The 23,307-nt window shown below is 65.0% G+C and carries 21 protein-coding genes; 13 read left to right on the forward strand and 8 right to left on the reverse strand.

The annotated features are described in order from the left end of the window. Window positions 1-9: 9 nt before the first annotated feature. The 6 genes from bufB (at window position 10) to H8F01_RS20710 (ending at window position 5,125) form a co-directional block, all read left to right on the forward strand. Window positions 10-861, forward strand: coding sequence for an MNIO family bufferin maturase (bufB, locus tag H8F01_RS20685; protein WP_187056885.1), 852 nt, complete (start codon window positions 10-12; stop codon window positions 859-861). Further along, complete coding sequence (locus tag H8F01_RS20690) at window positions 858-1,598, forward strand: HvfC/BufC N-terminal domain-containing protein (RefSeq protein WP_187056886.1); 741 nt, start codon at window positions 858-860, stop codon at window positions 1,596-1,598. The genes bufB and H8F01_RS20690 overlap by 4 nt, the downstream gene beginning before the upstream one ends. Window positions 1,599-1,701: 103 nt before the next feature. Further along, window positions 1,702-2,229: a cytochrome P460 family protein gene (locus tag H8F01_RS20695; RefSeq protein WP_222615698.1), complete on the forward strand. Its 528-nt coding sequence runs from the start codon at window positions 1,702-1,704 to the stop codon at window positions 2,227-2,229. A gap of 106 nt (window positions 2,230-2,335) precedes the next feature. After that, window positions 2,336-3,016: a class I SAM-dependent methyltransferase gene (locus tag H8F01_RS20700; protein WP_187056887.1), complete on the forward strand. Its 681-nt coding sequence runs from the start codon at window positions 2,336-2,338 to the stop codon at window positions 3,014-3,016. 126 nt (window positions 3,017-3,142) lie between these two features. Beyond that, window positions 3,143-4,540: an amidase family protein gene (locus H8F01_RS20705; protein ID WP_187056888.1), complete on the forward strand. Its 1,398-nt coding sequence runs from the start codon at window positions 3,143-3,145 to the stop codon at window positions 4,538-4,540. Between the two features lie 129 nt (window positions 4,541-4,669). Next, the gene (locus tag H8F01_RS20710) at window positions 4,670-5,125 is read left to right on the forward strand and encodes a helix-turn-helix domain-containing protein (RefSeq protein ID WP_187056889.1); all 456 of its coding nucleotides are present in this window, start codon (window positions 4,670-4,672) and stop codon (window positions 5,123-5,125) included. Window positions 5,126-5,136: 11 nt separating this feature from the next. Here the strand turns inward: H8F01_RS20710 and poxB are convergent, their stop codons facing one another. From poxB to H8F01_RS20735, 5 genes are all read right to left on the reverse strand, one after another. After that, entirely contained in the window at window positions 5,137-6,873 is a 1,737-nt protein-coding gene (gene poxB / locus H8F01_RS20715) for a ubiquinone-dependent pyruvate dehydrogenase (protein ID WP_187056890.1), read from the reverse strand. A gap of 54 nt (window positions 6,874-6,927) precedes the next feature. Continuing rightward, window positions 6,928-7,311 carry a RidA family protein gene (locus tag H8F01_RS20720; protein ID WP_187056891.1) on the reverse strand — a complete coding sequence of 128 codons (384 nt, stop codon included), beginning with the start codon at window positions 7,309-7,311 and terminating at the stop codon, window positions 6,928-6,930. A gap of 105 nt (window positions 7,312-7,416) precedes the next feature. Next, complete coding sequence (locus tag H8F01_RS20725) at window positions 7,417-10,317, reverse strand: ATP-binding protein (protein WP_222615699.1); 2,901 nt, start codon at window positions 10,315-10,317, stop codon at window positions 7,417-7,419. Window positions 10,318-10,559: 242 nt separating this feature from the next. Next, window positions 10,560-11,201: a response regulator gene (locus H8F01_RS20730; RefSeq protein WP_222615700.1), complete on the reverse strand. Its 642-nt coding sequence runs from the start codon at window positions 11,199-11,201 to the stop codon at window positions 10,560-10,562. After that, window positions 11,201-14,326 carry a sensor histidine kinase gene (locus tag H8F01_RS20735; protein WP_187056894.1) on the reverse strand — a complete coding sequence of 1,042 codons (3,126 nt, stop codon included), beginning with the start codon at window positions 14,324-14,326 and terminating at the stop codon, window positions 11,201-11,203. Before H8F01_RS20735 ends, H8F01_RS20730 begins: the two co-directional genes overlap by 1 nt. A gap of 176 nt (window positions 14,327-14,502) precedes the next feature. On the opposite strand from H8F01_RS20735, the gene H8F01_RS20740 reads away from it, so the two are divergent. The 7 genes from H8F01_RS20740 to H8F01_RS20770 all read left to right on the forward strand — a co-directional run bounded on the left by H8F01_RS20740 (window position 14,503) and on the right by H8F01_RS20770 (window position 20,411). Further along, window positions 14,503-14,889: a hypothetical protein gene (locus H8F01_RS20740; protein ID WP_187056895.1), complete on the forward strand. Its 387-nt coding sequence runs from the start codon at window positions 14,503-14,505 to the stop codon at window positions 14,887-14,889. A gap of 96 nt (window positions 14,890-14,985) precedes the next feature. Then, window positions 14,986-15,546, forward strand: coding sequence for a cytochrome P460 family protein (locus H8F01_RS20745; RefSeq protein ID WP_187056896.1), 561 nt, complete (start codon window positions 14,986-14,988; stop codon window positions 15,544-15,546). A gap of 288 nt (window positions 15,547-15,834) precedes the next feature. Next, a complete protein-coding gene (locus H8F01_RS20750) occupies window positions 15,835-17,142 on the forward strand; it encodes an MFS transporter (protein ID WP_222615795.1) in 1,308 nt (435 codons plus the stop codon). A gap of 53 nt (window positions 17,143-17,195) precedes the next feature. Continuing rightward, on the forward strand, window positions 17,196-17,981 hold the full coding sequence (locus tag H8F01_RS20755) for a DeoR/GlpR family DNA-binding transcription regulator (RefSeq protein ID WP_187056897.1): 786 nt from the start codon (window positions 17,196-17,198) through the stop codon (window positions 17,979-17,981). 27 nt (window positions 17,982-18,008) lie between these two features. Continuing rightward, complete coding sequence (locus H8F01_RS20760; RefSeq protein WP_187056898.1) at window positions 18,009-19,148, forward strand: MFS transporter; 1,140 nt, start codon at window positions 18,009-18,011, stop codon at window positions 19,146-19,148. A gap of 9 nt (window positions 19,149-19,157) precedes the next feature. Further along, on the forward strand, window positions 19,158-19,541 hold the full coding sequence (locus tag H8F01_RS20765; protein WP_187056899.1) for a VOC family protein: 384 nt from the start codon (window positions 19,158-19,160) through the stop codon (window positions 19,539-19,541). A 72-nt stretch (window positions 19,542-19,613) separates the two neighbouring features. Next, window positions 19,614-20,411 (forward strand): HAD family hydrolase, encoded by a 798-nt coding sequence (locus H8F01_RS20770; protein WP_187056900.1) that lies wholly within the window; start codon window positions 19,614-19,616, stop codon window positions 20,409-20,411. 319 nt (window positions 20,412-20,730) lie between these two features. Here the strand turns inward: H8F01_RS20770 and H8F01_RS20775 are convergent, their stop codons facing one another. The 3 genes from H8F01_RS20775 to H8F01_RS20785 all read right to left on the reverse strand — a co-directional run bounded on the left by H8F01_RS20775 (window position 20,731) and on the right by H8F01_RS20785 (window position 23,305). After that, window positions 20,731-20,994, reverse strand: a complete 264-nt coding sequence (locus H8F01_RS20775; protein ID WP_187056901.1) for a helix-turn-helix transcriptional regulator — start codon at window positions 20,992-20,994, stop codon at window positions 20,731-20,733. Window positions 20,995-21,266: 272 nt separating this feature from the next. Further along, a complete protein-coding gene (locus H8F01_RS20780) occupies window positions 21,267-21,593 on the reverse strand; it encodes a hypothetical protein (protein WP_187056902.1) in 327 nt (108 codons plus the stop codon). Window positions 21,594-21,871: 278 nt separating this feature from the next. Further along, the gene (locus tag H8F01_RS20785) at window positions 21,872-23,305 is read right to left on the reverse strand and encodes a sugar porter family MFS transporter (RefSeq protein ID WP_187056903.1); all 1,434 of its coding nucleotides are present in this window, start codon (window positions 23,303-23,305) and stop codon (window positions 21,872-21,874) included. Between the last annotated feature and the right edge of the window lie 2 nt (window positions 23,306-23,307).

Here is a 23,307-nt window from a genome sequence, read left to right on the forward strand (position 1 = left end):
AGCACCGCCATGTTCCCAGCACCTTCCCGCTTTGCCGGTTTTGGCCTTGGCCTGCGCAAGGAGCACTACCGGGACTTCCTCGAAAGCCGCGTGCCGGTCGATTTCGTGGAAGTGATCTCGGAGAACTTCATGGTCGACGGCGGCCAGCCGCGCCACATCCTGCGCCAGATGCGCGAGCGCTACCCGGTGGTGCTGCACGGCGTGTCGCTGTCGGTCGGCTCGGTGGACGATCCGGACCCCGATTATCTCCAGCGCCTGCGCACGCTCGCCGACGAGATCGAGCCGATCTTCGTATCCGATCATCTCTGCTGGTCGCGTATCGGGCATTTCAACTCGCATGACCTGTTGCCTGTGCCCAACACCATCGAGGCGCTCGACATCGTGTGCCGTCACGTCGACCAGGCACAGGAAGCACTGGGGCGAGCCATGCTGTTCGAAAACCCCTCGGCCTATCTGCGCTACGAGGAGGAGGACATGACCGAATGGGAATTCCTGGCGGCGATGGCGCAGCGCACTGGCTGCGGGCTGCTGCTGGACGTGAACAACCTTTACGTGAGTTCGTGCAATCTTGGACTGGATGCCGATGCCTTCCTTCGCGGCATTCCCGCGGATCGTGTGCGGCAGATCCACCTGGCGGGCCATGCGAAGTCCGATGACCTGCTGATCGACACGCATGCCAGCCCCGTGTGCGGCGACGTGTGGGCGTTGTATCGCGACGCCATGTCATTGCTGGGCCCCGTGGCGACCATGATCGAACGGGATGACGACATGCCTCCGTTGCCGGTATTGCTCAAGGAACTGGCAGTGGCCCGGGGCATGAGTCGCCCGCTGTCCGGGCATCGCCGGCCGGAGGCCGCATGAGCCTGCTCGCCATCCAGGAGGACATGCGCGCCTGGCTGACCCGTGGCGGTTACGACGCGGCCAGCGAGTCGACGCGGTCCGCGGGCTACCAGGTCTATCGCAACAACTACCGCAGCCAGCTCGTCCGCTGCCTTGAGGCGAGCTATCCGATGCTGCTTGACCGGCTGGGTGCGGAAGACTTCCTGCAGGCGGTGATCCAGCATGTCGACCAGCATCCCCCGCATGCCTGGACGCTGGACGCTTACGGCGCCGATTTCCGCAACACCCTGCAGGTGCGCTACCCGCATAACCCCGACCTGCACGAACTGGCATGGATCGAATGGTCGCTGGCCGAGTCGTTCGTGGCGGCCGATACACCGGCTTCGCCAGCCAGCGCGCTTGCGGAGTTCGACTGGGAAACGGCACACCTTCATCCCGTGCCCAGTCTTCGCCAATGCGTGGCCACCACCAATGCCACCGCACAGTGGCAAGCGTGGCGCGCGGGTGAGGCGTCGTGCGAAAGCGAGATGCTTCCCGAAGCCGCCGGCATGATCACGTGGCGTCACGGCTTTACCTGCCGAGTGCGACAGATCGACGCCGTGGAACGCGCTGCGCTGTTGTTGCTGCACGACGACAGCCGCTTCGCTGGTTTGTGCGCCGCCCTGGTGGAGCACCTGGGCGAGGACATGGGCATACGCCGTGCCGGTGAGTGGCTGGTCGACTGGCTCCATGCCGGCATCGTGCATGGAAAGGCCTGAGCTCCACCGCCATGTAACAGATCAACGTCCGGGTACGAACATCGTCGGCGCTGGCGGAGATAGCCGCGCCCAACCCGTCAGCGCTTTCCGTGAGGTCGTAAACATGTCGAACCCCAACAGCAAGCTGCACCGGAAGTACTCCGCTGCGGTTGCCCTTGCCGCATGCGCGTCCCTCGCGATGGCCGCGTGGGCCGGCGAATCGACGGTTACCACTGCGGTTTCACCCATCTATGGTGTCTCGCTACCCCAGGGTTACCGTCAGTGGGAACTGATTGCACCCGCACTGGAAGACGCACCGCTCGACGAGTTGCGCACCGTGCTGGGCAACAAGCTGGCCGTGGATGCCTTGCGGGCTGGCACATTGCCCTTACCCGATGGCGCGATCCTGGTGAAGCTTGCCTGGAAGCGACAACGCTCCGCCGCCTTCCCCTCCGCCACCGTGCCCGGCGAGCCGACGACCGTGCAGGTGATGGTCAAGGATTCGCATCGATACGCCGCGTCGGGCGGCTGGGGCTATGGGCGCTTCATCCATGGCCAGCCGGCGGACGAAGCCCAGCACAAGACCTGCTACGCCTGCCACCAGGCGCGTGCCAGCGAGCATGACGACGTGTTCACGCACTACGCGCCGTGACGCGACCGACAGCATGATGCAGGGCTGCTGCGCGATCATGCGCAGCAGCCCGCACCCCGGAACGACGGCGCTTTCAGTTGCCATTACCCACCCAGGACGACGACACATGGACCCCCTATCCCCTGCCCCGCATACCGAGGACGGCGCCGCCGTCTACTCCCCGCGCGTACTGAAGATCTATGACCGCTGGGTGCTTGGATTTTCCAATAGCCATGCCTGGAAATGCCCGACACAGTCCGTGCTGCTGCCATTCTTCCGCCAGCACCTCAGTGCCAACCATCTCGATGTCGGCGTGGGCTCGGGCTATTACCTGGCCAACAGCGCGTCGCCGCCGGGGCAGAAGGTGACGCTGCTCGATCTCAACGACAACAGCCTCCGCGCCGCCGCCGCACGCATCGCCCATCTGCAGCCGACCATGGTGAACGAGGATGTTCTGCAACCACGTGGCGCACTGGGTGACCGCCGCTTCGACTCCATCTCGCTGTTCTACCTGCTGCACTGCCTGCCGGGACAGATGGCGCACAAGGGTTCGGCTGTATTCGATCTGCTTCGCCAGCACCTCAGCAGCAACGGCACGCTCTACGGCGCCACCATCCTGGGTGACCAGTCCGGCCACAACTGGATCGGCCGTCGCCTGATGAAGCTCTACAACCGCAAGGGCATCTTCGGCAACCAGCAGGACACGCTGGTGGGGCTGGAGTCTGCGCTCCGTCGTCATTTCGCCAAGGTCACCATCTGGCAGCAGGGCCACGTCGCGCTGTTCCGCGCGGAGATTCCCCTGGGCTGACGCCAGGGCCGCGCCAGTGAACGTTGCCCGCAAGACGCGCACTCGCGTTCTATGCCGGGCACGCGGCGCTGCCTATGCTCGATCGCCTGATATCCATTCCGGCGATCGAGCCACTCAGGAGGCAGCATGACCGAACTCTGGCAACTGTCGGCAAGCGAACTTGCCGCGCAGGTCCGCTCCCGCAACGTATCGGCACGCGAGGTGGCGGAAGATGCCCTTCGTCGGCTCGATGCAGTGAATCCACGCATCAACGCCGTGGTCGAATGCCGCCCCGACGCCGTACTTCGACAGGCGGACAACGTGGATGCCGCACTGTCCCGGGGTGACGATCCCGGCCCGCTGGCCGGCGTGCCGGTCACTGTGAAAATCAATACCGACGTGGCCGGCTACGCCACCACCAATGGCACGCGGCTGCAGGAGCAACTGATCGCCCCGGCCAGCAGCCCTGCCGTGGACAACCTGCTGCGCGCCGGCGCCGTGATGCTGGGACGGAGCAACTCGCCAACCTTCGCGTTGCGCTGGTTCACCAGCAATCTCCTGCACGGCAAGACACTCAATCCACGCGACGCCGGTCTCACCCCGGGCGGCTCCTCCGGTGGCGGCGCCGCCGCCGTGGCGGCAGGCATCGGCAGTTTTGCGGTGGGCTCGGATATCGGCGGCTCGCTGCGTCATCCAGCCTACGCGTGCGGCATCCACGGCCTGCGTCCGAGTTTCGGGCGCGTGCCTGCTTACAACGCTTCGTCGCCGGAGCGTGGCATTGGCCCGCAACTGATGTCGGCCACCGGCCCCATGGCGCGCTCGATCCAGGATCTCTCGCTGACTCTTGCCGTCATGTCCGCCGCCGATCCGCGTGACCCCTGGTACGTGCCATTGCCGCTGGAAGGCAGCCCCACGCCACGCCACGCAGCACTGTGCCTGCGCCCTGGCGGCATGCCCATCGCGCCGGAGGTGGAAGCCGCGTTATGGGAGGCGCGTGACCGGCTGGTGGATGCCGGTTGGCATGTGGAGGAAATCCAGGACACACCCTCCGTGCATGAGGCCGCCGAGATACAGGAGCAGCTGTGGCTGGGCGATGGTTTCGCCGCGCTCGTGGCTGCCGTTGAGCGCGATGGCGACCCCGGCGCGAAAGCGGTTGTCGAGGGTGTGCGTGACCGCGTGGCAGCGCTGCCGCCCGATGTGATGACCAAGGCACTCGTGCGCCGCGCCACCGCAGCCCGGCAATGGCAGGCATTCTTCCAGCGTTATCCGGTGCTGCTGGTGCCGGTATCCGCCGAACTGCCCTTCCCGGACGATCTGGATCTGCAAGGCCGCGAGGGCTTCCAGCGCGTCTGGGACGCACAGCTGCTGTTGCGCGCCTTTCCGGCGGTCGGCCTGCCCGGCCTGTCCGTGGCCACCGGCACGGTAGGCAGCACGCCTATAGGTGTGCAGCTGGTCGCGGCGCGCTTCCGGGAGGACCTCTGCCTGCGCGCAGGCGCCGACATCGAAGCACGCAGCCCGCGCATCATTGCGTACGATCCGGCCTGAAGCTTTCGCCTGCACCGCTTCTCCGGCCGCGCCCCGGAACGATGCGCGGCCTTGCTGTAACACCGCTCACCCGGATACCGAACTCCCTGTCGACACACTCGCGTGTCGATCACGAGCGGGATCGAATCCGTGGCTTATCTGCATGCAGTACATGATGACGGCGACGCGGTTGCTGTCGCGGAGGAAATATCCTCGCCGATGCAGAGCGATGGCGCGCAACAGGGCCTGTCACACCCGGCCATGCGCCGGGTGCTCGATGCCATCCACGGGCGACTGGGCGAAAAGATCACGCTGCAGGAGATTGCTGATGCCGCCTGCCTCAGCCGGTTCCACTTTGCCAGGCTGTTTCGCCGCAGCACCGGGCGCAGCCCGATGGAATACCTGCTGCATGCGCGGCTGGAATACGCCAAGACGCTGCTGCGCCGGGGCGCCATGCCCATCAGTGATATCGCCGCCACCATCGGGTTTGCCGACCAGAGTCATTTGACCCGGCACTTCCGCCGCGCGGTCGGCATGACGCCACGGCAATACGCACGAGGCCACCAGCATGCGCCGCCATCCTTGGCGTATCGCATGCCCGACTGACAACGGCGCAGTCAGCGCCAGAGATTGTGCAGCGCGAGATCCAGCACTTCGTCCGAGCGACCATTCATCACCGCACGCAGCATGTACAGCGAAAAGCCCTTCGCCATCTCCCGCGTGATGCTGGGTGGCATGGCCAGCTCGGTGCGGCTCACCACGGCATCCACCAGCACCGGGCCGTCATGTGCCAGTGCTTCGGCAAGCCCGTCACGGATATCCGAGGGACGCTCAAGACGGATGCCATGGATGCCCATGGACCTCGCCATCGCAGCGAAATCGGGGTTGGCCAGATCCGTGCCCACGCTCAGGATGCCCGTGGATTTCTGTTCCAGCTCCACAAAGCCCAGCGCACCATTGTTGAAAACGATGACCTTCACCGGGAGCTTCTGCTGCGCCAGGGTCAGGAAGTCGCCCATCAGCATGGAAAAGCCGCCGTCGCCGGACAGCGAGATCACCTGCCGCTCGCGGTACGCCGATTGCGCACCGATGGCCTGCGCCATGGCATTGGCCATGGAACCGTGCACGAACGAGCCCATCAGGCGTCGCTTGCCGTTCATCGCCAGGTGCCGCGCCGCCCACACGGTGGGCAGGCCTACGTCGCAGCTGAAGATGGCATCGTCCTGTGCCAGCTCGCTCAGCACGCTGACGATCTGCTGCGGATGAATGTTGCGGCTCTGCGGCGTGATGGCGGCCAGTTCGTCCAGTTCATGCCGTGTGCGCGCGTAATGGGCGCGGGCCTGCTGCAGGTGCTTGTTATCAGGGTTCGCTTCGAGCAAAGGCAGTAGCGCACGAAGGGTGGCGGCCACGTCACCGACCACACCCAGTTCCAGCGAGGCTCGCCGACCGAGGTTCTCCGGGCGGATGTCCACCTGCGCAATGCGCACCTGCTTGCCACGCGGATAGAACTGGCGATACGGAAAATCAGTACCCAGCATCAGCAGTACATCGCAATCGAGCATGGCGTAATAGCCGGACGACACGCCGATAAGACCGGTCATGCCGACGTCGTACGGGTTGTCCCAGCTCACATGTTCCTTGCCGCGCAACGCGTGCACCACAGGCGCCTGCAGGCGTTCGCACAGCACCAGGATCTCGTCGTGTGCACCGGCGCAGCCGGCACCGCACAGCAGGGTGATCCGCCTGCCGCTGTTGAGCAGTGCGGCGAGCTTCTCCAGCACCGGCGGCGCGGGCGTCACCACGGGCGCCGCGGGCAGCAGGTTTTCCGGGCCGGCCATGGGCGCATCGCTGGCCTCCTGCAGGGCTACATCACCAGGGATCACCACCACCGATACGCCGCGCTTGCCCACGGCTTCGCGTATGGCGATCTCCAGCGTGCGCGGCATCTGCTGGCTGCCGGACACCAGCTCGCAGTAGTGACTGCACTCACCGAAATAGGTCTGCGGATGGGTTTCCTGGAAATAGCCCGAACCGATCTCGGCGGACGGAATCTGCGCGGCAATGGCCAGCACTGGCACGCGCGAGCGATGCGCGTCATACAGGCCATTGACCAGGTGCAGGTTGCCCGGGCCACAGCTGCCGGCACACACGGCCAGCGACCCGGTGAGATGCGCCTCGGCACCGGCGGCGAACGCGGCGACCTCCTCGTGGCGCACATGCACCCACTCGATGTCGCCACGCCGTTGCACCACATCGGTGATGCCATTGAGGCTGTCGCCCACCACGCCGTAAATACGACGGATGCCGGCAGCCACCAGAGTGTCCACGAACTGTTCCGCGACGGTCTTGCTCATGCTGGTTTTCCCGTGATGCGTTGAATGTTGATGGAGGGGCTGCGCGGCGCCGGCTCAGTCCAGCACCAGCACGCCTTCGATTTCGACGCGAAAGCCCTGCGGCAGGCCGGCGACGCGCACGGCGGCACGGGCGGGATAAGGCGCCGAGAAGTACTCGCCCATGATCGCGTTGAGACGCGGCGAATCCGCCAGATCCGTCAGATAGACGTTGAGCTTGGCGATGTGCGCCAGGTCGCCGCCGGCAGCCTCGGCCACGGCACGCAGGTTGCGCAGCACCTGGTGGATTTCCGCATCCACGCTGTCATTGACGGGAAGCTGCGTCTTCGGACAGATGGGAATCTGGCCGGACAGGTAAACCGTGTTGCCGCATCGGATGGCCTGGCTGTACGGGCCGATGGCGGCCGGCGCAGCGTCGGTGTGGATGGTCTGGCGTTGCATGGTGGGGCTCCGGTGTCTGATGGCACAGGCAACATAGACAGGAGCGGCAACGCGCTATAGAACGGCAGTGCGCAACCATGGCGCGACGGGCCGTCGGCCTGACCCTCAGGCGTTGCCCACCGCCGGCTCGCACAGATCAACCCACAATGCTTCCAGCGCGCGGACGTCCTTGGTGTCGAAGCCTTCCGTCACCGATTCGTGATACCTCCGCACCAGTGTCATGGCTTCCTGCGAGCGGCCGCTTTTCAGCCACAGGCGCGCAAGATCAATGGCGGCACGCAGGCTCCATGCGCGTGAATCCTGGCGTTCGCTCAAACCCAGCGACTCGCGCAGCAACATTTCGACGGTGGCGCCATCGCCACCCAGTGCATCGACGATACCCGCCTTGAGGCGTAGCAATTCCGGCAAGGCAAAGATGTCGCCGCAGCGCTGGCAGTGTTCGATGGTGGCGTTCACCTGCACAAATGCCTCGGCATGCCGGCCGCACAGGGCCAGCCCTTCGGCAATGGACACTTCGAACGAGGTGGTGAGCAGCTCGTAGTGCATCGAGCGGAGACTGGCCAGGCTTTCCGTCAGCCATTCCACGGCTTCGCGCGGGCGACCTTCCTCGATGGCGATGACGCCCCGGAAACCCTTGATGGCAGCCAGGTATGGCCGGAACAGGTTGGATTCTGCCAGCTGTGAAAGCAGCGCGACATTGGCGTGCGCCTTGTCGAGATCGCCCGTCCACGCGTACACATTGAGCGACCAGATGAGCGCGATGCAGCGTGTCACCGGATGATCCAGTGCCTGCGCCTCCCGGTGTGCCTGCTCCACCAGGCGGCGCGCCTGGTCGGGATAGCCGCGCAACCACAGGGCGCGCGCCAGGGCGATGAACGAGCGGTTCCGGTGGTCGAAGCCGTAGTAGATCGTGCGGCTGCGCTCGGATGGATGGCTGTTGCGCAACGCCTTCTGCAATTCCTCGCAGGCGCCCGCCTGGTTGCCCACCAGCAGGTTGGTGACGCCCACCAGCGACGCGGCTACCGCGATGGCCTCGGGCTGGCCGATGGCCTCGCCCACGTCGCGCGCCTGCTGTGCCCAGACGGTCGACGTGGTGTAGTCACCGATGCGCTCGTCGTAGATCTGCAGGCGGCCGAGGATGCGCAACTGGCTCCAGTGGTCTTCCAGCGCCACGGCGATATCCAGCGCGCGCCGGAGCGCAAGGCCAGCCGCCGGCGTGTTGCCCCGGGTGAACATCAGCACCAGTCCCAGTGCCACCTGCAGCTCCATCTCGACGGCTGTGCCGGTGTGCCGTGCGTCCAGCCACGCCACCGCGCGTTCGCACCAGGTGCGGCACTCCACCATCAGCGAGTACTGCAGGTAGAGCTGCGCGCTTGCGGCAGCCAGCGGCACCGCAATGCCGGCGTCGCCGTGCGGCCCGAAACTCCACTCCAGCGCAGCGCGGATATTGCCGAGCTGTCGCGTCAGGCCACCGGACCGATCGAACACCTCTTCCGGCGTTTCGCCCAGCCCGGTCAGCAGGGTCAGGTAGAACGCCGCGTGCCGGCAGGCTGTCTGGCGCACCTCCTCCTCGCCCCGCTCCAGCAGCTTTTCCTTGCTGTAAGCGCGGGTCATTTCCAGAAGGCGATACCCGCCAGCCGGCTCGGCATGATCCAGCGATACCAGCCCCTTGGCCACCAGTCCGTCCAGCGTGGTGACCGCGGTAACCGGGTCGATTCCAGCGTCGGCAACCACGCGGGAGGCCGATTCCAGCGAGAACGGACCTACGAACACGGAGAGCCGGTCGAAGGTCAGCCGCTCCGTGGGCGACAATAGGCCATAGCTCCAGTCCAGCGTGGCGCGCAGCGTCTGCTGGCGTGGCAACGCGGTGCGGCGTCCCGACCAGCCCAGGCTGAAACGCTCGCCAAGCAGGGCATGCGTCGCGGCGACGCCGTGGCTGGCCACCCGCACGGCCGCCAATTCGATCGGCAGCGCGATGCCTTCCAGTCGCCGGCACATGTCGGCCACCAGCGCCAGGTCGCGTTCGTCCATCCTGAGCGAAGCATTGCCCGCACACGCGCGCTCGGCGAACAACTGGATCGCCGGATAACTCAACAGTGCCTCGGCGGACAGGCCTTCCGATTCCAGCGGAAAGTCCAGCGAGCCCAGCCAGTGCACGTGCTCGTCACGGGCGCGCAGCGGTTCGCGACTGGTGGCCAGCACGCAGACCCGCGGCGCATGCTCACGGATGCGTTCCACGATGGCGGACACGGCATCCACCAGGTGCTCGCAGTTATCGATGATCAGCACCAGCGCCTGTCCCGCGATGTGCGCCAGCAAGACAAACATGGGGTCGTCGGCCTGCACCGGAATACCCAGGGCGCCAGCCAGCGCATAAGGCACCAGCCCGGCATCTTCCACCTGGGCAAGATCCACGAAGCGCACGATGGCATCGCTGCTGGCGGCCATCCGGTGCCCTACATCCACGGCCAGGCAGGTCTTGCCCACGCCACCGGTGCCCACGATGGTGAACAGCTTTGGTGCCAACAGGCGATTGACCAGCAATTGCGCATCCGCGTCGCGGCCGATCAGGTGCGTCCGCGGTGGCAGGCTGCCAGCGCAGGGCGCCGGTTTCGGTATGCCCGTTGCTGCGGCGGCACCGACAGCCTCGTCAGCCGGAAACAATTCAATGGGTGCGACGAAGGCGTAGCCCACGCCCACCTGGGTGGAGATGTAACGATCACCGTTTTCACCATCGCCAAGAATCCTGCGCAGCCCCGCCATGTGAAACCGCAGGCTGCCTTCCTCGACGATGATGTCCGGCCACACGCGCTTGAGCAGTTCACGCTTGGAGATGACGCGACCCGGCCGCTCCACCAGCGCGATCAGCAGATCCAGTGCGCGGCCACCGATATCCACGGCCACGCCATCCCGCAGAAGCAGGCGCTTCCCGGGAACGATGCAGAACGGACCGAACACGGTCCGCCCGGCGCTGCCGTTGAGTGAATCGCTGGATACGGGATCCACGATGGGGTTCCTGTGTGAGGGCTGTGCCGCCCGCGAATGCAGGCCCGGCGCCGTCGTGCGCCTGCTGCCCAGCGCAGCTGACCGGCCTGGGCCGGTCGCTGGCATCAAGGGATACAGAAGCCGCATCGCAGACTATTGCGGATGCCGGCGCCCCTGAAAACGCCCAAAAGTGTGACTCGCCGCCACAACCTTGCGGCGCTCACCGGTGGTTTCAGCTGAAACGGGGCGGCGCCCCTGCACTGCTAGATCTGGATGATGCCTCGCTTGACCGCCGTCACCACGGCGTGGGTGCGGTCCTGCGCATCCAGTTTCGACATGATGCTCTTCATGTGCGACTTGACGGTGTCTTCGCTGATGCCCAGCTCGGCCGCGATCTGCTTGTTGGCGTAGCCGCGGGCCACGGTACGCAGCACCTGCAGCTCGCGCTCGGACAGCATGGTCTCGCCCACGTGCGCCGCGAGGTCGGATGCCACATCCGGCGAAATGACGCGACGCCCTGCGTGCACGGCGCGAATCGCATCGCGCAGCTCCTTGCGCAGCGATGCCTTCAGCAGGAAGCCGCTGGCGCCCAGGCGCAGGGCATTGGACACCTGCACGTCGCCTCGGTAAGTGGTCAGCACCAGGACGCGCGCGTTCGGAAATTCGGCGCGAATGGCGCACATGGCGTCGATGCCGCTCATGCCCGGCATCTGCAGGTCCATCAGGGTGACATCGGGACGATGCTGGCGAAACGCCTCGATGGCCGACTGACCATCGACGGCATAGGCCACGATCTGCATGTCCGACTCACCGGAGAGAGCGAACGAAACGCCGTCGCGCAACAGCGCGTGATCATCGACCACAAGGACCGTGATGGGCCTGGCGTCAGCGGAGGACATGGTCATTACTCTTCATCATCACGGAATTTTCTCACAGATGAGCCGTGCGTTACGAAAAGCAGGCGAAGAATATCCAGCGGTCTGCGCCACCTTCCGGTCGCGCGATGAAACGCCATGGAGGCAGGCACGCTGAGTTCGATCGCCGACCCCGCACCCGCCCGGCTGGACACCGTGAATCGTGCATGCAGATTCACCGCGCGCTCATGCATGCCCTTCAGGCCCCAGTGGCCTGCCGGACCGTTCTCGATCATGTCGTCCACGTCGAAGCCCAGGCCATCGTCCACGATGCTGAGCACCAGATGCTTGCGGCCATAGCTCAGGTTGACGTCGATATGCGTGGCCTGCGCGTGACGGAAGGCGTTTGCCAGACCCTCCTGTGCAATGCGCCGTACTTCATCGCTCGCCGCCGGGTCGAGCAGGCGCGGCGTGCCCTCGATGGTCAGGCTGAAGGTCACGCGGCTATCGCGCGCCAGTTCTTCGCCCAGCTGCTGCAGCGCCTCAGGCAGGTCGATCTCCTGCCACTGGGATGCGCGCAGCTGCGTGACGCGGTCGCGCCCCTCGATGATCACCTCGTCGGCATGATCGAGCGCGCGCTCCATCAGCTCGCGTGCGGGCTGCGTGGGTGGAATGCGCTCCATCGCCGACTGGAAGCGCAGCATCAATCCCTGCACCGCCTGAAGGAAGGTGTCGTGCAGCTCGCGCGCAATACGTTCGCGCTCGGCATGTCGTTCATCGAACAAGGCCCGCATCTGCACCTTGACCTGCGCAAGCCGCCACAGGAACAGCAGCCAGATCAACAGCGCCACCACCACAACCACCAGCAGGACGAACCACGAGGTCTGGTAGAACGCCGGCAGCACGGTGAAGCTGACGCCCGCCGCAGCCTCTACCCATCGTCCATCGCCCCTGCTTGCTGCCACGCGGAAGTGATAAGTGCCGGGCGGCAGGTCCGTGTAGAAGGCTTGCCGGCGCGCGCCCGCATCCATCCAGTCGCGGTCGCGCCCGTCGAGCCGATAGCGGAATCGCAGACGCTGGGGCACGGCCAGCCCGATCGCCGTGTAATCGAACTGTACGTTGCGCGTCAAAGCGGGAAGCCTGATGTCGCCCGACAGTGCATATGGTTTGCGGTCGGCCACCAGCTGCTCGATATGGATCGGCAGCGGGCCCGCCTGTGTCGACTCCGCATGCGGATCAAACGATTGCAGCACCACGCCATCGGCGAACCACAGCGTGCCATCCGGCGCTCGCGCGGCCTTCTGGAAAGGCGCATAAGCTGGGCGAACACCATCGAGCACATCGAAGAGTTGTGCGCTCACACGGTGCGACGGATCGCGCAGGGCGCGCTCGAGGTCGGCGATCTCCACCCGCGCCAGGCCGCAACCCATGTACAGCCACAGTGCACCGCCCTCCCCGCTCACCAGTCCACTCACGGCATCGCAGGGCAGCCCGTCCTTCGTGGAAAGCACGCGTTGCGCACTGCCCCTGATCACCGCCACCCCCTTGCCGCTGCCGGCAATCAGCAGGCCATCATCAGCGACGACCATGCCCTCGACGGCCCGCCCCATGTGCGTGGCGATTTTTTCGCCATCCGCGCCGGAGTGGACAAGATCGCCGGAGGAGAGTCCCATCCACACGCCACCGCGCGGATCCGCCGCAATCGCGCGGATCGGCGGAGAAGCCTGCACATCGCGCTCATCGACGACCCGCCCATCGCGAATGCGCAGCAGCTTTCGCGGATGGGAGCGCACCGATGCCCAGATATCGCCGTCGATATCCTGCGCCAGGGTAAACACCAGCCCGTCAACCGGCTTGCCATCCTTGCCGGGCACGGAGGTGAACTTTCCGGCGTCGTAGATCCACAAGCCTTTATCGATACCCAGCCAGAGTCGCCCCTGGCTGTCCTCCAGCATCGCGGCTACCTGCGTGCCCGGCAGTTCCTTGCCGGCACGCAGCGACTGCACGCGGCCATGATCGAGCACGTCCAGACTGTTGGCCGTGCCGATCCACACCTTGCCATCGCGGCCTGCCATGACGGAGTCGACCTCGTCGACGGCCAGGCCTTCACGGGTCGAGTAGCTCCAGACCTTGAAGTCACGGAAGCGGTCGATGCCGGCCGACGTGGCCACCCACATGTTTCCTTCGCTGTCTTCGAAGAAGGAGTAGATGCTGTCGCTGGTCAAGCCGTCCTTGCTGTCGAAATGATCCACCCGGCCATCGGCGATCCGGTAGATGCCATGGTCGATGGTGCCTACCCATAGCGCGCCGTGCCGGTCGCGAAGCATGGCCTGCACGGAAAGACTGCTGCCGTCGATGCCGGGCAGCGCGAAGGATGTCCATCTGTCGTTGACCAGCTGCTGCAGGCCGAGCCCCGCCCCCGGCATCGGCAGGCCAACCCAGAGATCACCGTTGGGCTCGGGAGCAAGAATCAACACACCCGGCGTACCTGACCTGGCCTTGGCTTCCAGCGGGAACGAGCGCGACGGCGTATGCGGACGCCAGCGCACTACGGCCGTGTCGGTGCCCATCCAGAAGGTTCCGCGATGATCCGTGACCATGCGATCGCAGCAGATGCCCGACACCTCCAGCCCGTCTTCTTTTCCGTGGCACAGCACGCTTGCGCCAGCCACCTCGCACAGCGGCTTGTCACCGCCGGTCAGCAGCCATATCGCGCCGTCCTGGTCCTGGGCGAGCGAAAACACGCCACCGTCGGCGCCGGGATAGCGGGTCAACTGCCCATCTTTCCATCGACTGAGGCCCGCGGCCGTACCGATCCACAGGCTGCCATCGCGCGCGCCGAGCAGCGCGGTGACGAACGGGTTGGCCAGCCGGCTGTCCGTCAACGCATCCAATGGCACGAAGCGGGCGCCATCAAATCGAACGGGGCCAGCCTGCGTGCCTACCCACAGATAACCGTCCGCGGTCTGGCCGAACGGGTAAGCCGGCGCGGGAAGTTCGCCATCCTGCAGGCGCCAGGCGGTGTGCGCGTACTGCGTCAGCAACCTGCCCGGCTCGACGGCATGTGCCGGGCGATTGATTCCCGGCAACAGGCCCAGGGCAAGCGTGAGCCCCAACAGCCAGCAGGCAAAGGCGCGGCCACCCGAGAGAAGAGCCCAGTCCGAAAAGCGCGCCACACGTAACTCCGTTCCAGACAGGAATTGTCTTACGCATGTTCGCCGATGACGACGGGATTGCAACCAGTCAACGACATGGCGCGTTCACGCCGTCGCGGCCGATGACTCAAAAGGGTGATCCGGTGGCTCCCCGGTGGAGGGGCGCTGCACGACCGGCCGGCCTCTAGGCTATTCGCATGCAGCGTCTGTTCTCCATGTTTCCGGTCGGTTTACCCGGTGTCGGCTTGCTCTGTTTGCGTCTCGCAGCAGCTCTGTCGCTTTGGCTGGCCATGCAATCGACACCATTGGGGTTTCCGGCCATGGAATGGGTGCTGGAGGTCGCCGGCTTCCTGTTGGTCATCGGCCTGGCCACCCCAGTCGTCGCCTCCATCAGCGTGCTGCTGGGCATTTACGGGGTGATCGAAAGCGGCGGCCTGGCATGGGAGTGCATGGGCAGCACCGTGCTCGTCGCGCTTGCGCTCGCCCTGCTCGGCCCCGGCGGCTACTCCGTGGACGGCCGCCTGTTCGGACGCAAGAGCGTGGTGCTCAACGGCTCCGGTGAACCACCCGTGCGCAAACCCTGAGCAGCAAGCCCTGAGCCATACGCAACGCAGATCGGCAAAGCGAAAGGAACGGCAGGACAACTCACCCCACCCACCCAAGTCGAGGCAGGTACAGCCATGAAGCGCAAACCCAAGCTCGTGTTGGCAACGGCAGCACTGATGATCACGGCAATCGCCGGCACCACGCTGGCCATGGCCGCCCAGGACAAATACACCCTGAAAGTGCCCGGTGGCCTGGCCTTCGCCGAGTTCAAGGGATACGAGAACTGGCAGGTGGTTTCGGTGAGTGAGGATGGCGGGCGATTCGCCGTGATCCTTGCCAACCCCATGATGATCGATGCCTTCCGCGCGGGCATCCCGGACAACGGCAAGCCCTTCCCCGATGGCGCGAAGATGGCCAAGGTGCACTGGGATACCAAGAAGCTCGAAACCTTCCCGGCCGCGACGGTGCCCGCCACCCAGCACGACGTGGACTTCATGGTGAAGGACAGCAAGCGCTTTGCCGACAGCGGCGGCTGGGGCTACGCCGTGTTCGAGCGCGACCACGCCACCCGAGAGTTTGCTCCCGGCACCGAAGCCAGCAAGCCGCCCCAGTCCAACGATGCGAAGTGCGGGCTCGCCTGCCACACCATCGTGAAAAACCGCGATTACGTGTTCACCCAATACGCCGAGCGGTAAGCAAGTGGACGAAACACCATAGTTCGTACCTTCAGCACCAACTATGGTGTTTCGCATCAACGCGGTGCAGATACATCCCGCGTTGCTGGCTGAGAGTCTCAGGAAAGAGAAGGGATTTTCGAGGCGGGCTGGATGTTCTTGATGCCTCTGCAAAAGCACGAGCTGGCCAGCTACCGCTAGTTTCCTGACGCTTCGCGCAACCCCGCTGTCGGCACCCGTTGCGGCCGCTAAACAAATGCACGTTTATGCACGTTTACATTCTTGTTCGTGCACGTTATAGTGCGGCGTATGAAGTCAGCTACTCACCACTCGCTTGGTGCCGAAACGGCGGCCGCGCCTCATGTGGGGCTGGTGATCCTCGCCCTCGCCATGGGCGGCTTCGCCATCGGCACGACCGAATTCGCTTCCATGAGCATGCTGCCCCTGTTTGCTCAGGATCTGGGTATTGATGCCCCGACGGCGGGGTACGCGATCAGCGCGTACGCCTTGGGTGTGGTGGTGGGCGCACCGGTCATTACCGTGCTGGGCGCACGCATGCCCCGACGCGCACTGCTGGTGATACTCATGGCCATGTTCGCGCTGTTCAACGGACTTGCCGGCGTATCACCTAGCTACCACTGGATGCTGTTGTTCCGCTTCCTGAGCGGCCTGCCGCACGGAGCCTACTTTGGTGTGGGCGCGCTGGTGGCCAGTTCGCTCGTACCGATCAACCGTCGTGCACGCGCCGTGGGTCAGATGTTTCTCGGTCTGACTGTCGCCACGGTCATCGGCGTGCCGCTCGCCAATTGGCTGGGCCAGGCCGTCGGTTGGCGCTGGGGTTTCGCGCTGATCGCACTTTTTGGCGTAGTCACTATGGGCGCCATCTACGCGTTCGTGCCAAAGACGCCGTCGGATGCCCATGCCAGCCCATTGCGTGAGCTCGGTGCCCTGAAACGCCCCCAGGTCTGGATCACGCTTGGCATTGGCGCGATCGGGTTTGGTGGCATGTTCGCCGTCTACACCTACCTCGCCGACATCCTGCTCCGAGTCACGCACGTCACGTTGAGCGCGGTCCCCTGGGTGATCGGCGTGTTCGGGTTGGGCATGACGTTCGGCAACATCATCGTGCCCGCGCTCGCCGATCGGGCGCTCATGCGAACGACCGGCGGCTTGCTGCTGTGGAGCGCGGTGGTGCTCGCGGTATTTCCCTTTGCCGCCGGCAACGTGTGGGCACTCGGTGCCACCGTCTTCCTGATCGGGATGGGCGGTGCGCTAGGGACGGTACTGCAGACACGACTGATGGACGTGGCCGGAGATGCGCAAGGACTAGCCGCGTCACTGAACCACTCGGCGTTCAACACTGCGAATGCGCTGGGCCCGTTTCTTGGCGGCTTGACCATTGCTCATGGCCTCGGCTGGACCTCGCCTGCCTGGGTGGGCAGTGGCCTGGCGCTGGGCGGCCTGATGCTCTGGTGGCTATCCGTCGCACTCGATGGGTCGCGACGCCATCGATCCGCGCGATCGCTCGGTGGCAAGGCCCATGATGACGGCTGGCATGATCGCCAACGACGTGTCGAATCCTCTAACCCAAGGCGCAGTGCTACGGATCGGGCCTGATTCTGCCTCAATCCTCGATTCCCGCGTTTTACGACTGTTCGGACCTCACCACGATGCTCTCCAAGAAACCCGATATCCCGCTTGCCAGACGCGACTTGATCGCCGACCGCCTCGCCAAGGGACAAGCGGTGGTGGCCACGGAGCTGGCTACGGAGTTCGACGTGTCCGAAGACGCCATCCGGCGCGACCTGCGCGCGCTTGCGGCCGAAGGGCGCTGTCGACGCGTCTATGGAGGCGCATTGCCGCTCTCGCCGGCGGACCGCCCGATGGCCGCACGCATGGATGAAGCGCGGGAACAAAAGGCCGCACTGGGCCGCGCGGCCGCAGCAACCATCACCCAAGGCGAGCTCGTCTTTCTCGACAGCGGCAGTACGAACCTCGCGATCGTCGATGCACTGCCTGAGGACTTCGACCTGACGATCGTCACCAATTCAATCGACATCGCGGCAGCAGCGCTCCGGCGCTCGGACCTGAAGCTGATCATGATTGGCGGCAGTGTCGATGTCGTGGTAGGAGGCGCCATCGATGCCACGGCGATATCCGGCATCTCCGATCTGAACATCGGTCGATGCTTCCTCGGAGCATGCTCCGTCTCGACGGCGGGCGGCGTCTACGCCATCAACGCGGCAGATGCAGCATTCAAGCGCGTCCTGGTCGCGGCCAGCCAACACACCACGGTTCTCGCAACGAACGACAAGTTCGAGACGAGCGCACCCTATCGGGTTGCGGCGATAGAAGACATCGCGTGCTTCGTCGTTGAACACGACATGCCCAGCGCTGAAAGCGAGGCGTTGAAGAAGAAGGGCGCCAAGGTTCTCAAGGCCAAGCGCGCCACCTGATCCACATTTACAACGGAGCAACACACTATGATTTCCGCCGACCGGCCGGAGACACGGCTAGCTACGCGCCTTGCTTTCCTGGCAGCGGGCTTTGGTATCGCTAGCTGGGCCCCATTGGTGCCCTTTGCCAAGCATCGACTTGGCGTCGACGATGGGCAGCTTGGCTTGCTTCTCCTGTGTCTCGGCATGGGCTCCGTCATCTCCATGCCGCTGACGGGCATTCTCAGCGCTCGGTTTGGTAGCAAGCCCATCATCATTGCGGGTGGACTCGGCCTGGCCCTAGTTCTTCCGCTACTGTCGCTCGCGAATGCCCCCTGGATCCTTGGCTTGGCCCTGCTGGCTTTTGGCGCATCGCTGGGTTCGCTCGATGTGGCGATGAACGTGCATGCGGTCGACGTGGAGCGGGCGGCCAATCGACCGCTGATGTCCGGGTTCCACGCGCTTTTTAGTGTCGGCGGTTTCGCCGGTGCCACTCTGATGACGCTCCTGCTCTCGTTTCATCTCGGCGCGTTTGCAAGCAGCCTTCTTTGCTCCGCATTGCTCCTGTTGGCGATTGCCGCCGCATGGCCTCGGCTACTGCGCGCGACGAACGCGGAGGAAGGTCCGCTGTTTGTCATGCCGCACGGCATTGTCCTGGTGCTCGCCGGGTTGGCCGCCATCACCTTCCTTGCCGAAGGGGCCATCCTCGACTGGAGCGCGTTGCTCATCACGGACAAGGCCTTGGTGACCAAGGCGCAGGGCGGGCTTGGCTACACGCTCTTTGCCTCGGCAATGACAGTCGGTCGCCTGGGTGGCGATGCGATCACCGCCCGCATCGGCGACCGTGCGGCGCTGATCTGGGGCGGCATCATCGCGATCTCCGGGTTCGTGATTCTGCTGCTCACGCCGGTGCCGTTTATCGCCATGGCGGGTTTCTTGTTCATCGGCCTGGGCGCATCGAACGTGGTGCCGGTCCTGTTCCGACAGGCCGGCTCGCAGCGTGCGATGCCCGCGGCGCTCGCCGTCGCTGCCATCACGACAACGGGATATGCCGGCATCCTTCTGGGACCGGCCGGTGTGGGTTTTGTCGCAAAGGGTGTTGGTCTGCCGATTGCCTTCGCCATGCTGGCCGTGCTGCTTTGCGCCGTGCCCGCGTGCGCCCGTCTCGTCACCCCCCGTTCTGCCTGAGGAATCGTCATGCATATCGCACATACCGCTCTATGGACGCGCGACCTGGAAGCCGCGTCACTTTTCTGGCGAGACTACTTCGGCGCCGAGGTGGGCGAGCCTTACCACAGCCAGCGCCGCGCCGGGTTCGTGTCGCGCTTCGTCACGCTGCCCGGTGGCGGTGCCAAGATCGAGCTGATGACGGGGCCGTGGATCGAAGCGACGCCAGCGGCAGACCATGTCGGCTGGGACCATATTGCCGTGTCGCTCGGTGACGCGGGGGCCGTGGATCGCCTGGCCGAACGATGCCGGACGAATGGTCTTCTCGTGTCGCCGCCTCGCATGACGGGCGACGGCTTCTACGAGGCCGTCATCGCTATGCCGGACGGCACCCCGATCGAAGTGACGTCGTAACAACGCTACTTCGCTGACGCGGCCCCTCTCCTCCGCACACACCCTGCAGACGCACGCACGAAAGGTATTCCCTTGATCAAGGTCCTCTTCTCTGACGTCGATCAGACCATCCTCAACCACGAACACCAGATTCCTGATCCGGTCGTTCGAAGCTTGAAGCGATTCGGCGAGCAGCGTCGCGTCATCCTCGCCACCGCGAGATCGCCTCAAGGCATTCGATGGATCTGCGAAATCTTGGGCATCGAGCATGCGATCTGCTTCAACGGCGCTTGGATCGGTAATCCAGTACAGCAGACATGCCTCTGGGAAACCTCTCTGGACCGGTCTCTCGCGCTATCCATTGTGAAGGCCGCACACGAGGCGGGCGTGCCCTGCCTCTGGTACGGGTCAGATGCGACCTACACCTTAGAGCGGACGGAGCTAGTCGAGCGGGAATCGGAGAACACCAGGGAAGCCGTGGTGGTGGTGCAATCCCTGGACGACTTGCCAGGGCAGCCGTTTAAGGTGATGGGCCTGACAGCCACGCCGCAGGACGGTCGTTTCGATCCGTTACGGACGCGCTTTGCTCCAGATTGCGCCGTTACATCTCCTCATTGGCACGTACTCGAGTTCACCCCAGGATCGGTGTCCAAGGGGAAGGCTGCCGCGCAGCTCGCTGAGCTCTTAGGTGTCCCGGCAACCGCGTGCGCAGCAGCTGGTGATGGCGAAAATGACATCAGCCTGCTGACATGGGCTGGCTTGCCTGTAACGGTCGCCAATGCCATTCCCGAGTGCATCGGCATGGCGAAGTATGTCGGGCTGTCAGCGGACGAAGCCGGCATGGCGGACGTGGTGGACTGGATCGAGCGGGAAAGACTGATCGAAGCCTAGTGGCCTTGATTGGCTGCAAGGGTTACAGCCGGGCCGATCGCAGCCACAGCGCTCGGTACAAACTATGGGAATCCGCGCGGCGTTCCGTAGTCGCAGCCACTGGGCTAAGCAACTGACTATGTTACGGTTCGAAACCGGCTCGTCCCATCAGCACCCATAGTCTGCTCCCCAGCTGGAAGGAAGGAACAAACTATGCGTTCCGGCGGGTACAAACTATGGCATTCGGTCCACAAGCGTCACCCAGCGTGCGGGAACGCTTGCGCCGTTCGTCGATAAGCGTGGACGGGCAAGCGTCATCCCTGCAGCCTGCGGCACATCCTCATGCTGACGTATCGGGCAAGTCCGACGGTCGCCACCATCCCTTGGTGACCGTCACGCCCGGCGCGCTCTCGCGCAGCACCTGCTCAAGGTCGTAGCGAGCCTGCAGCACCAGCCAGTACAACGCGCTGGTGTTCAGCGCGGACGCCAGGCGCACGGCGTCGTTGGCATGCATGGGCGCGCCGATGAGCATGCGGCGGATGTGCCAGATGGGCAGGCCGGAGCGGCGCGCCAGGTTGCTGGCGTTTACGGCGTTGGGACGCATGAAGTCATCGCGCAATACCGCCCCGGGGGAGCGCGGGCGGATGGCGGCATCAACGTGCATGCAGGGGTGAAGCAGAAGCGGAGGCGGCGGTAATGGGTCGAGGCGCATGAACGGCTTTCCTTGGTCCAGCTTTCCTTGGGGTGCACGACACCGGCGAATTCCGCTGACGGAATCCGTGTAGGCAAAAGCCGGGTTGATACGTCCGGTATGGCCGGGTGTGGCGTGTCGGAACGGAGAACGACACGCCACAAGGCTCGATCATTCCGGTCCGCTTACGCGCTCGTCACCTGCCCGCTACCGAGCTGCCGGGCGTACTGCGCCAGACACTGCATGGCCACGGTGATGCCCTGCCGGTAGTAAGTGGCCAGCGGCCGCAGCGGCGGCACATCAAGGTGCCGTACCGTGCGGCGTAACCGCTCGTCTTCCTGGCAAAGCAGCGTGAGCGCATTCAGCGCAAACGCCACGTCGTCCAGCGTGGACAACCGAAGCGATGGCGACGTGTGGTAGGCCGCCGGAGGGTCGGCGGCGGGCGAAGCGCGTGAGGCGTGGCCCACTGGAAGGGCTGGGCACAGGCGTGCCGTATGATCGACGTTAGCCATGATCAACTCCACTTAAGTTGGTGATGGTTAGCGGGTCGTCGGTGGTGGTACACCGGCGGCCCGCGACTCACGGCATCGCTGCCGTGACCGCCCGCAACCTCGTCCGAAGACGCCCGCGAGCAGCAATTCCACCCTAGCCGAGCAGATCAAGCAGAGTCATTGGGGGTTTCCCCTTGCGGCGTGTGGGGTTTATCCAGATTCCTGCAGGCCCGACAGGTGCCCGGCACGCCAGCCATTCTTTATGGCTTTTCTGAGGGCCGCAGACGCGGCCCGCCAGATCAACCTTCCATCTCTTCCAGTTCCTTGCCGCGCGTTTCCTGCACGTAGCGCAGCACGAACACCACGGACAACGCAGCCGCCAAAGCGTAGAGACCATAGGCGCCGGCAAGGCCGATGCTGGTGAGCAGCATCGGGAACGTCACGGTAATGGTGAAGTTGGACACCCACTGCGCGGCGCCCGCCACGGCCAGACCGGAACCACGGATCTGGTTGGGGAACATCTCGCCCAGCATCACCCACATCACCGGGCCCCACGACATGTTGAAGAAGATCACGTAGAGGTTGGCCGCCACCAGTGCGAGCGTGCCTTGCCCGGCCGGCAGGCTGAGCTTGCCGCTGGCGTCGATGCCGCCATGCGCGAAGGCCCACGCCACCAGGGCGAGCGTGATGGTCATGCCCACCGAGCCCACCCACAGCAGCGGCTTGCGACCCACGCGATCCACCAGCATCACCGCCACCAGGCAGGCGCCGATGCTGAGCGCACCGGAGAGCACGTTGATCAACAATGCATCGTTCTCGGAGAAGCCCACCGCCTGCCACAGCACGGCGCCGTAGTAGAACACCACGTTGATGCCCACCAGCTGCTGGAAGGTGGCAAGGCCAATGGCCACCCACACGATGGGGCGCACGCGCTTCGTGGTCTTGTCCAGCAGGTCGGAGAACTTCGGGTTGTGCCGATCCTGCGACAGCGAGGAGCCGATTTCCGCGAGCTTGGCGCGCGCTTCCTGCTCACCGTACAGGCGGGTCAGCACGTGGGTGGCTTCCTTGTCGCGCTTGCGCACCACCAGGAAACGCGGGCTTTCGGGAATGAACAGCAGCGACACCAGGAACAGCGACGACGGCAGCACCTGCATCCAGAACATCCAGCGCCATGCGTCCTGGCCCAGCCAGAGCGTGCCGGTGGAGCCGCCTGCGGCCCGGGCCAGCAGGTAGTTGCTGAGGAACGCACTGAACAGGCCGCTGATGATGGCGATCTGTTGCATCGTGGCCAACCGGCCGCGATAGCGTGCGGGCGCCACTTCGGCGATGTAGGCCGGTGCGATGACGCTGGCCGCGCCCACCGCGAAACCACCCGTGATGCGCGCCGCCACGAACAGCGCCGCGCTGGTTGCCGCGCCCGCGCCCAGCGCCGACAGCAGGAACAACAGCGCCGAGACGATCAGCACCGAACGGCGGCCCCACACGTCGGCCACGCGCCCGGCGAAGAACGCGCCGAAAGCACAGCCCAGCAGCATGGACGCCACCTGGAAACCGATGGCCGCCGAACTGGAGTGGAAGGCCTGCTTGATGCCGTCGACGGTGCCGTTGATGACGCCGCTGTCGAAGCCGAACAGGAAGCCGCCCAGGGTGGCGACGCAACTGATCTGCACGATGAGTCGGGTGTTCTCTGCCTGGTTCGTGGCAGTCGGGCTGTCAAGCGCAACGCTGTTCATGC

Origin of the sequence: Dyella telluris, assembly GCF_014297575.1 — a bacterium.
GTDB classification, from domain to species: Bacteria; Pseudomonadota; Gammaproteobacteria; order Xanthomonadales; family Rhodanobacteraceae; genus Dyella; species Dyella telluris.

Coding starts and splice junctions, on each gene's coding strand:
- H8F01_RS20765 (WP_187056899.1), top strand. CDS start 19,158: ATGCATATCGCACATACCGCTCTATGGACGCGCGACCTGGAAGCCGCG.
- H8F01_RS20740 (WP_187056895.1), top strand. CDS start 14,503: ATGCAGCGTCTGTTCTCCATGTTTCCGGTCGGTTTACCCGGTGTCGGC.
- H8F01_RS20705 (WP_187056888.1), top strand. CDS start 3,143: ATGACCGAACTCTGGCAACTGTCGGCAAGCGAACTTGCCGCGCAGGTC.
- H8F01_RS20780 (WP_187056902.1), bottom strand. CDS start 21,593: ATGGCTAACGTCGATCATACGGCACGCCTGTGCCCAGCCCTTCCAGTG.
- H8F01_RS20745 (WP_187056896.1), top strand. CDS start 14,986: ATGAAGCGCAAACCCAAGCTCGTGTTGGCAACGGCAGCACTGATGATC.
- H8F01_RS20720 (WP_187056891.1), bottom strand. CDS start 7,311: ATGCAACGCCAGACCATCCACACCGACGCTGCGCCGGCCGCCATCGGC.
- H8F01_RS20730 (WP_222615700.1), bottom strand. CDS start 11,201: ATGACCATGTCCTCCGCTGACGCCAGGCCCATCACGGTCCTTGTGGTC.
- H8F01_RS20750 (WP_222615795.1), top strand. CDS start 15,835: ATGAAGTCAGCTACTCACCACTCGCTTGGTGCCGAAACGGCGGCCGCG.
- H8F01_RS20755 (WP_187056897.1), top strand. CDS start 17,196: ATGCTCTCCAAGAAACCCGATATCCCGCTTGCCAGACGCGACTTGATC.
- H8F01_RS20695 (WP_222615698.1), top strand. CDS start 1,702: ATGTCGAACCCCAACAGCAAGCTGCACCGGAAGTACTCCGCTGCGGTT.
- bufB (WP_187056885.1), top strand. CDS start 10: ATGTTCCCAGCACCTTCCCGCTTTGCCGGTTTTGGCCTTGGCCTGCGC.
- poxB (WP_187056890.1), bottom strand. CDS start 6,873: ATGAGCAAGACCGTCGCGGAACAGTTCGTGGACACTCTGGTGGCTGCC.
- H8F01_RS20700 (WP_187056887.1), top strand. CDS start 2,336: ATGGACCCCCTATCCCCTGCCCCGCATACCGAGGACGGCGCCGCCGTC.
- H8F01_RS20760 (WP_187056898.1), top strand. CDS start 18,009: ATGATTTCCGCCGACCGGCCGGAGACACGGCTAGCTACGCGCCTTGCT.
- H8F01_RS20690 (WP_187056886.1), top strand. CDS start 858: ATGAGCCTGCTCGCCATCCAGGAGGACATGCGCGCCTGGCTGACCCGT.
- H8F01_RS20785 (WP_187056903.1), bottom strand. CDS start 23,305: ATGAACAGCGTTGCGCTTGACAGCCCGACTGCCACGAACCAGGCAGAG.
- H8F01_RS20775 (WP_187056901.1), bottom strand. CDS start 20,994: ATGCGTCCCAACGCCGTAAACGCCAGCAACCTGGCGCGCCGCTCCGGC.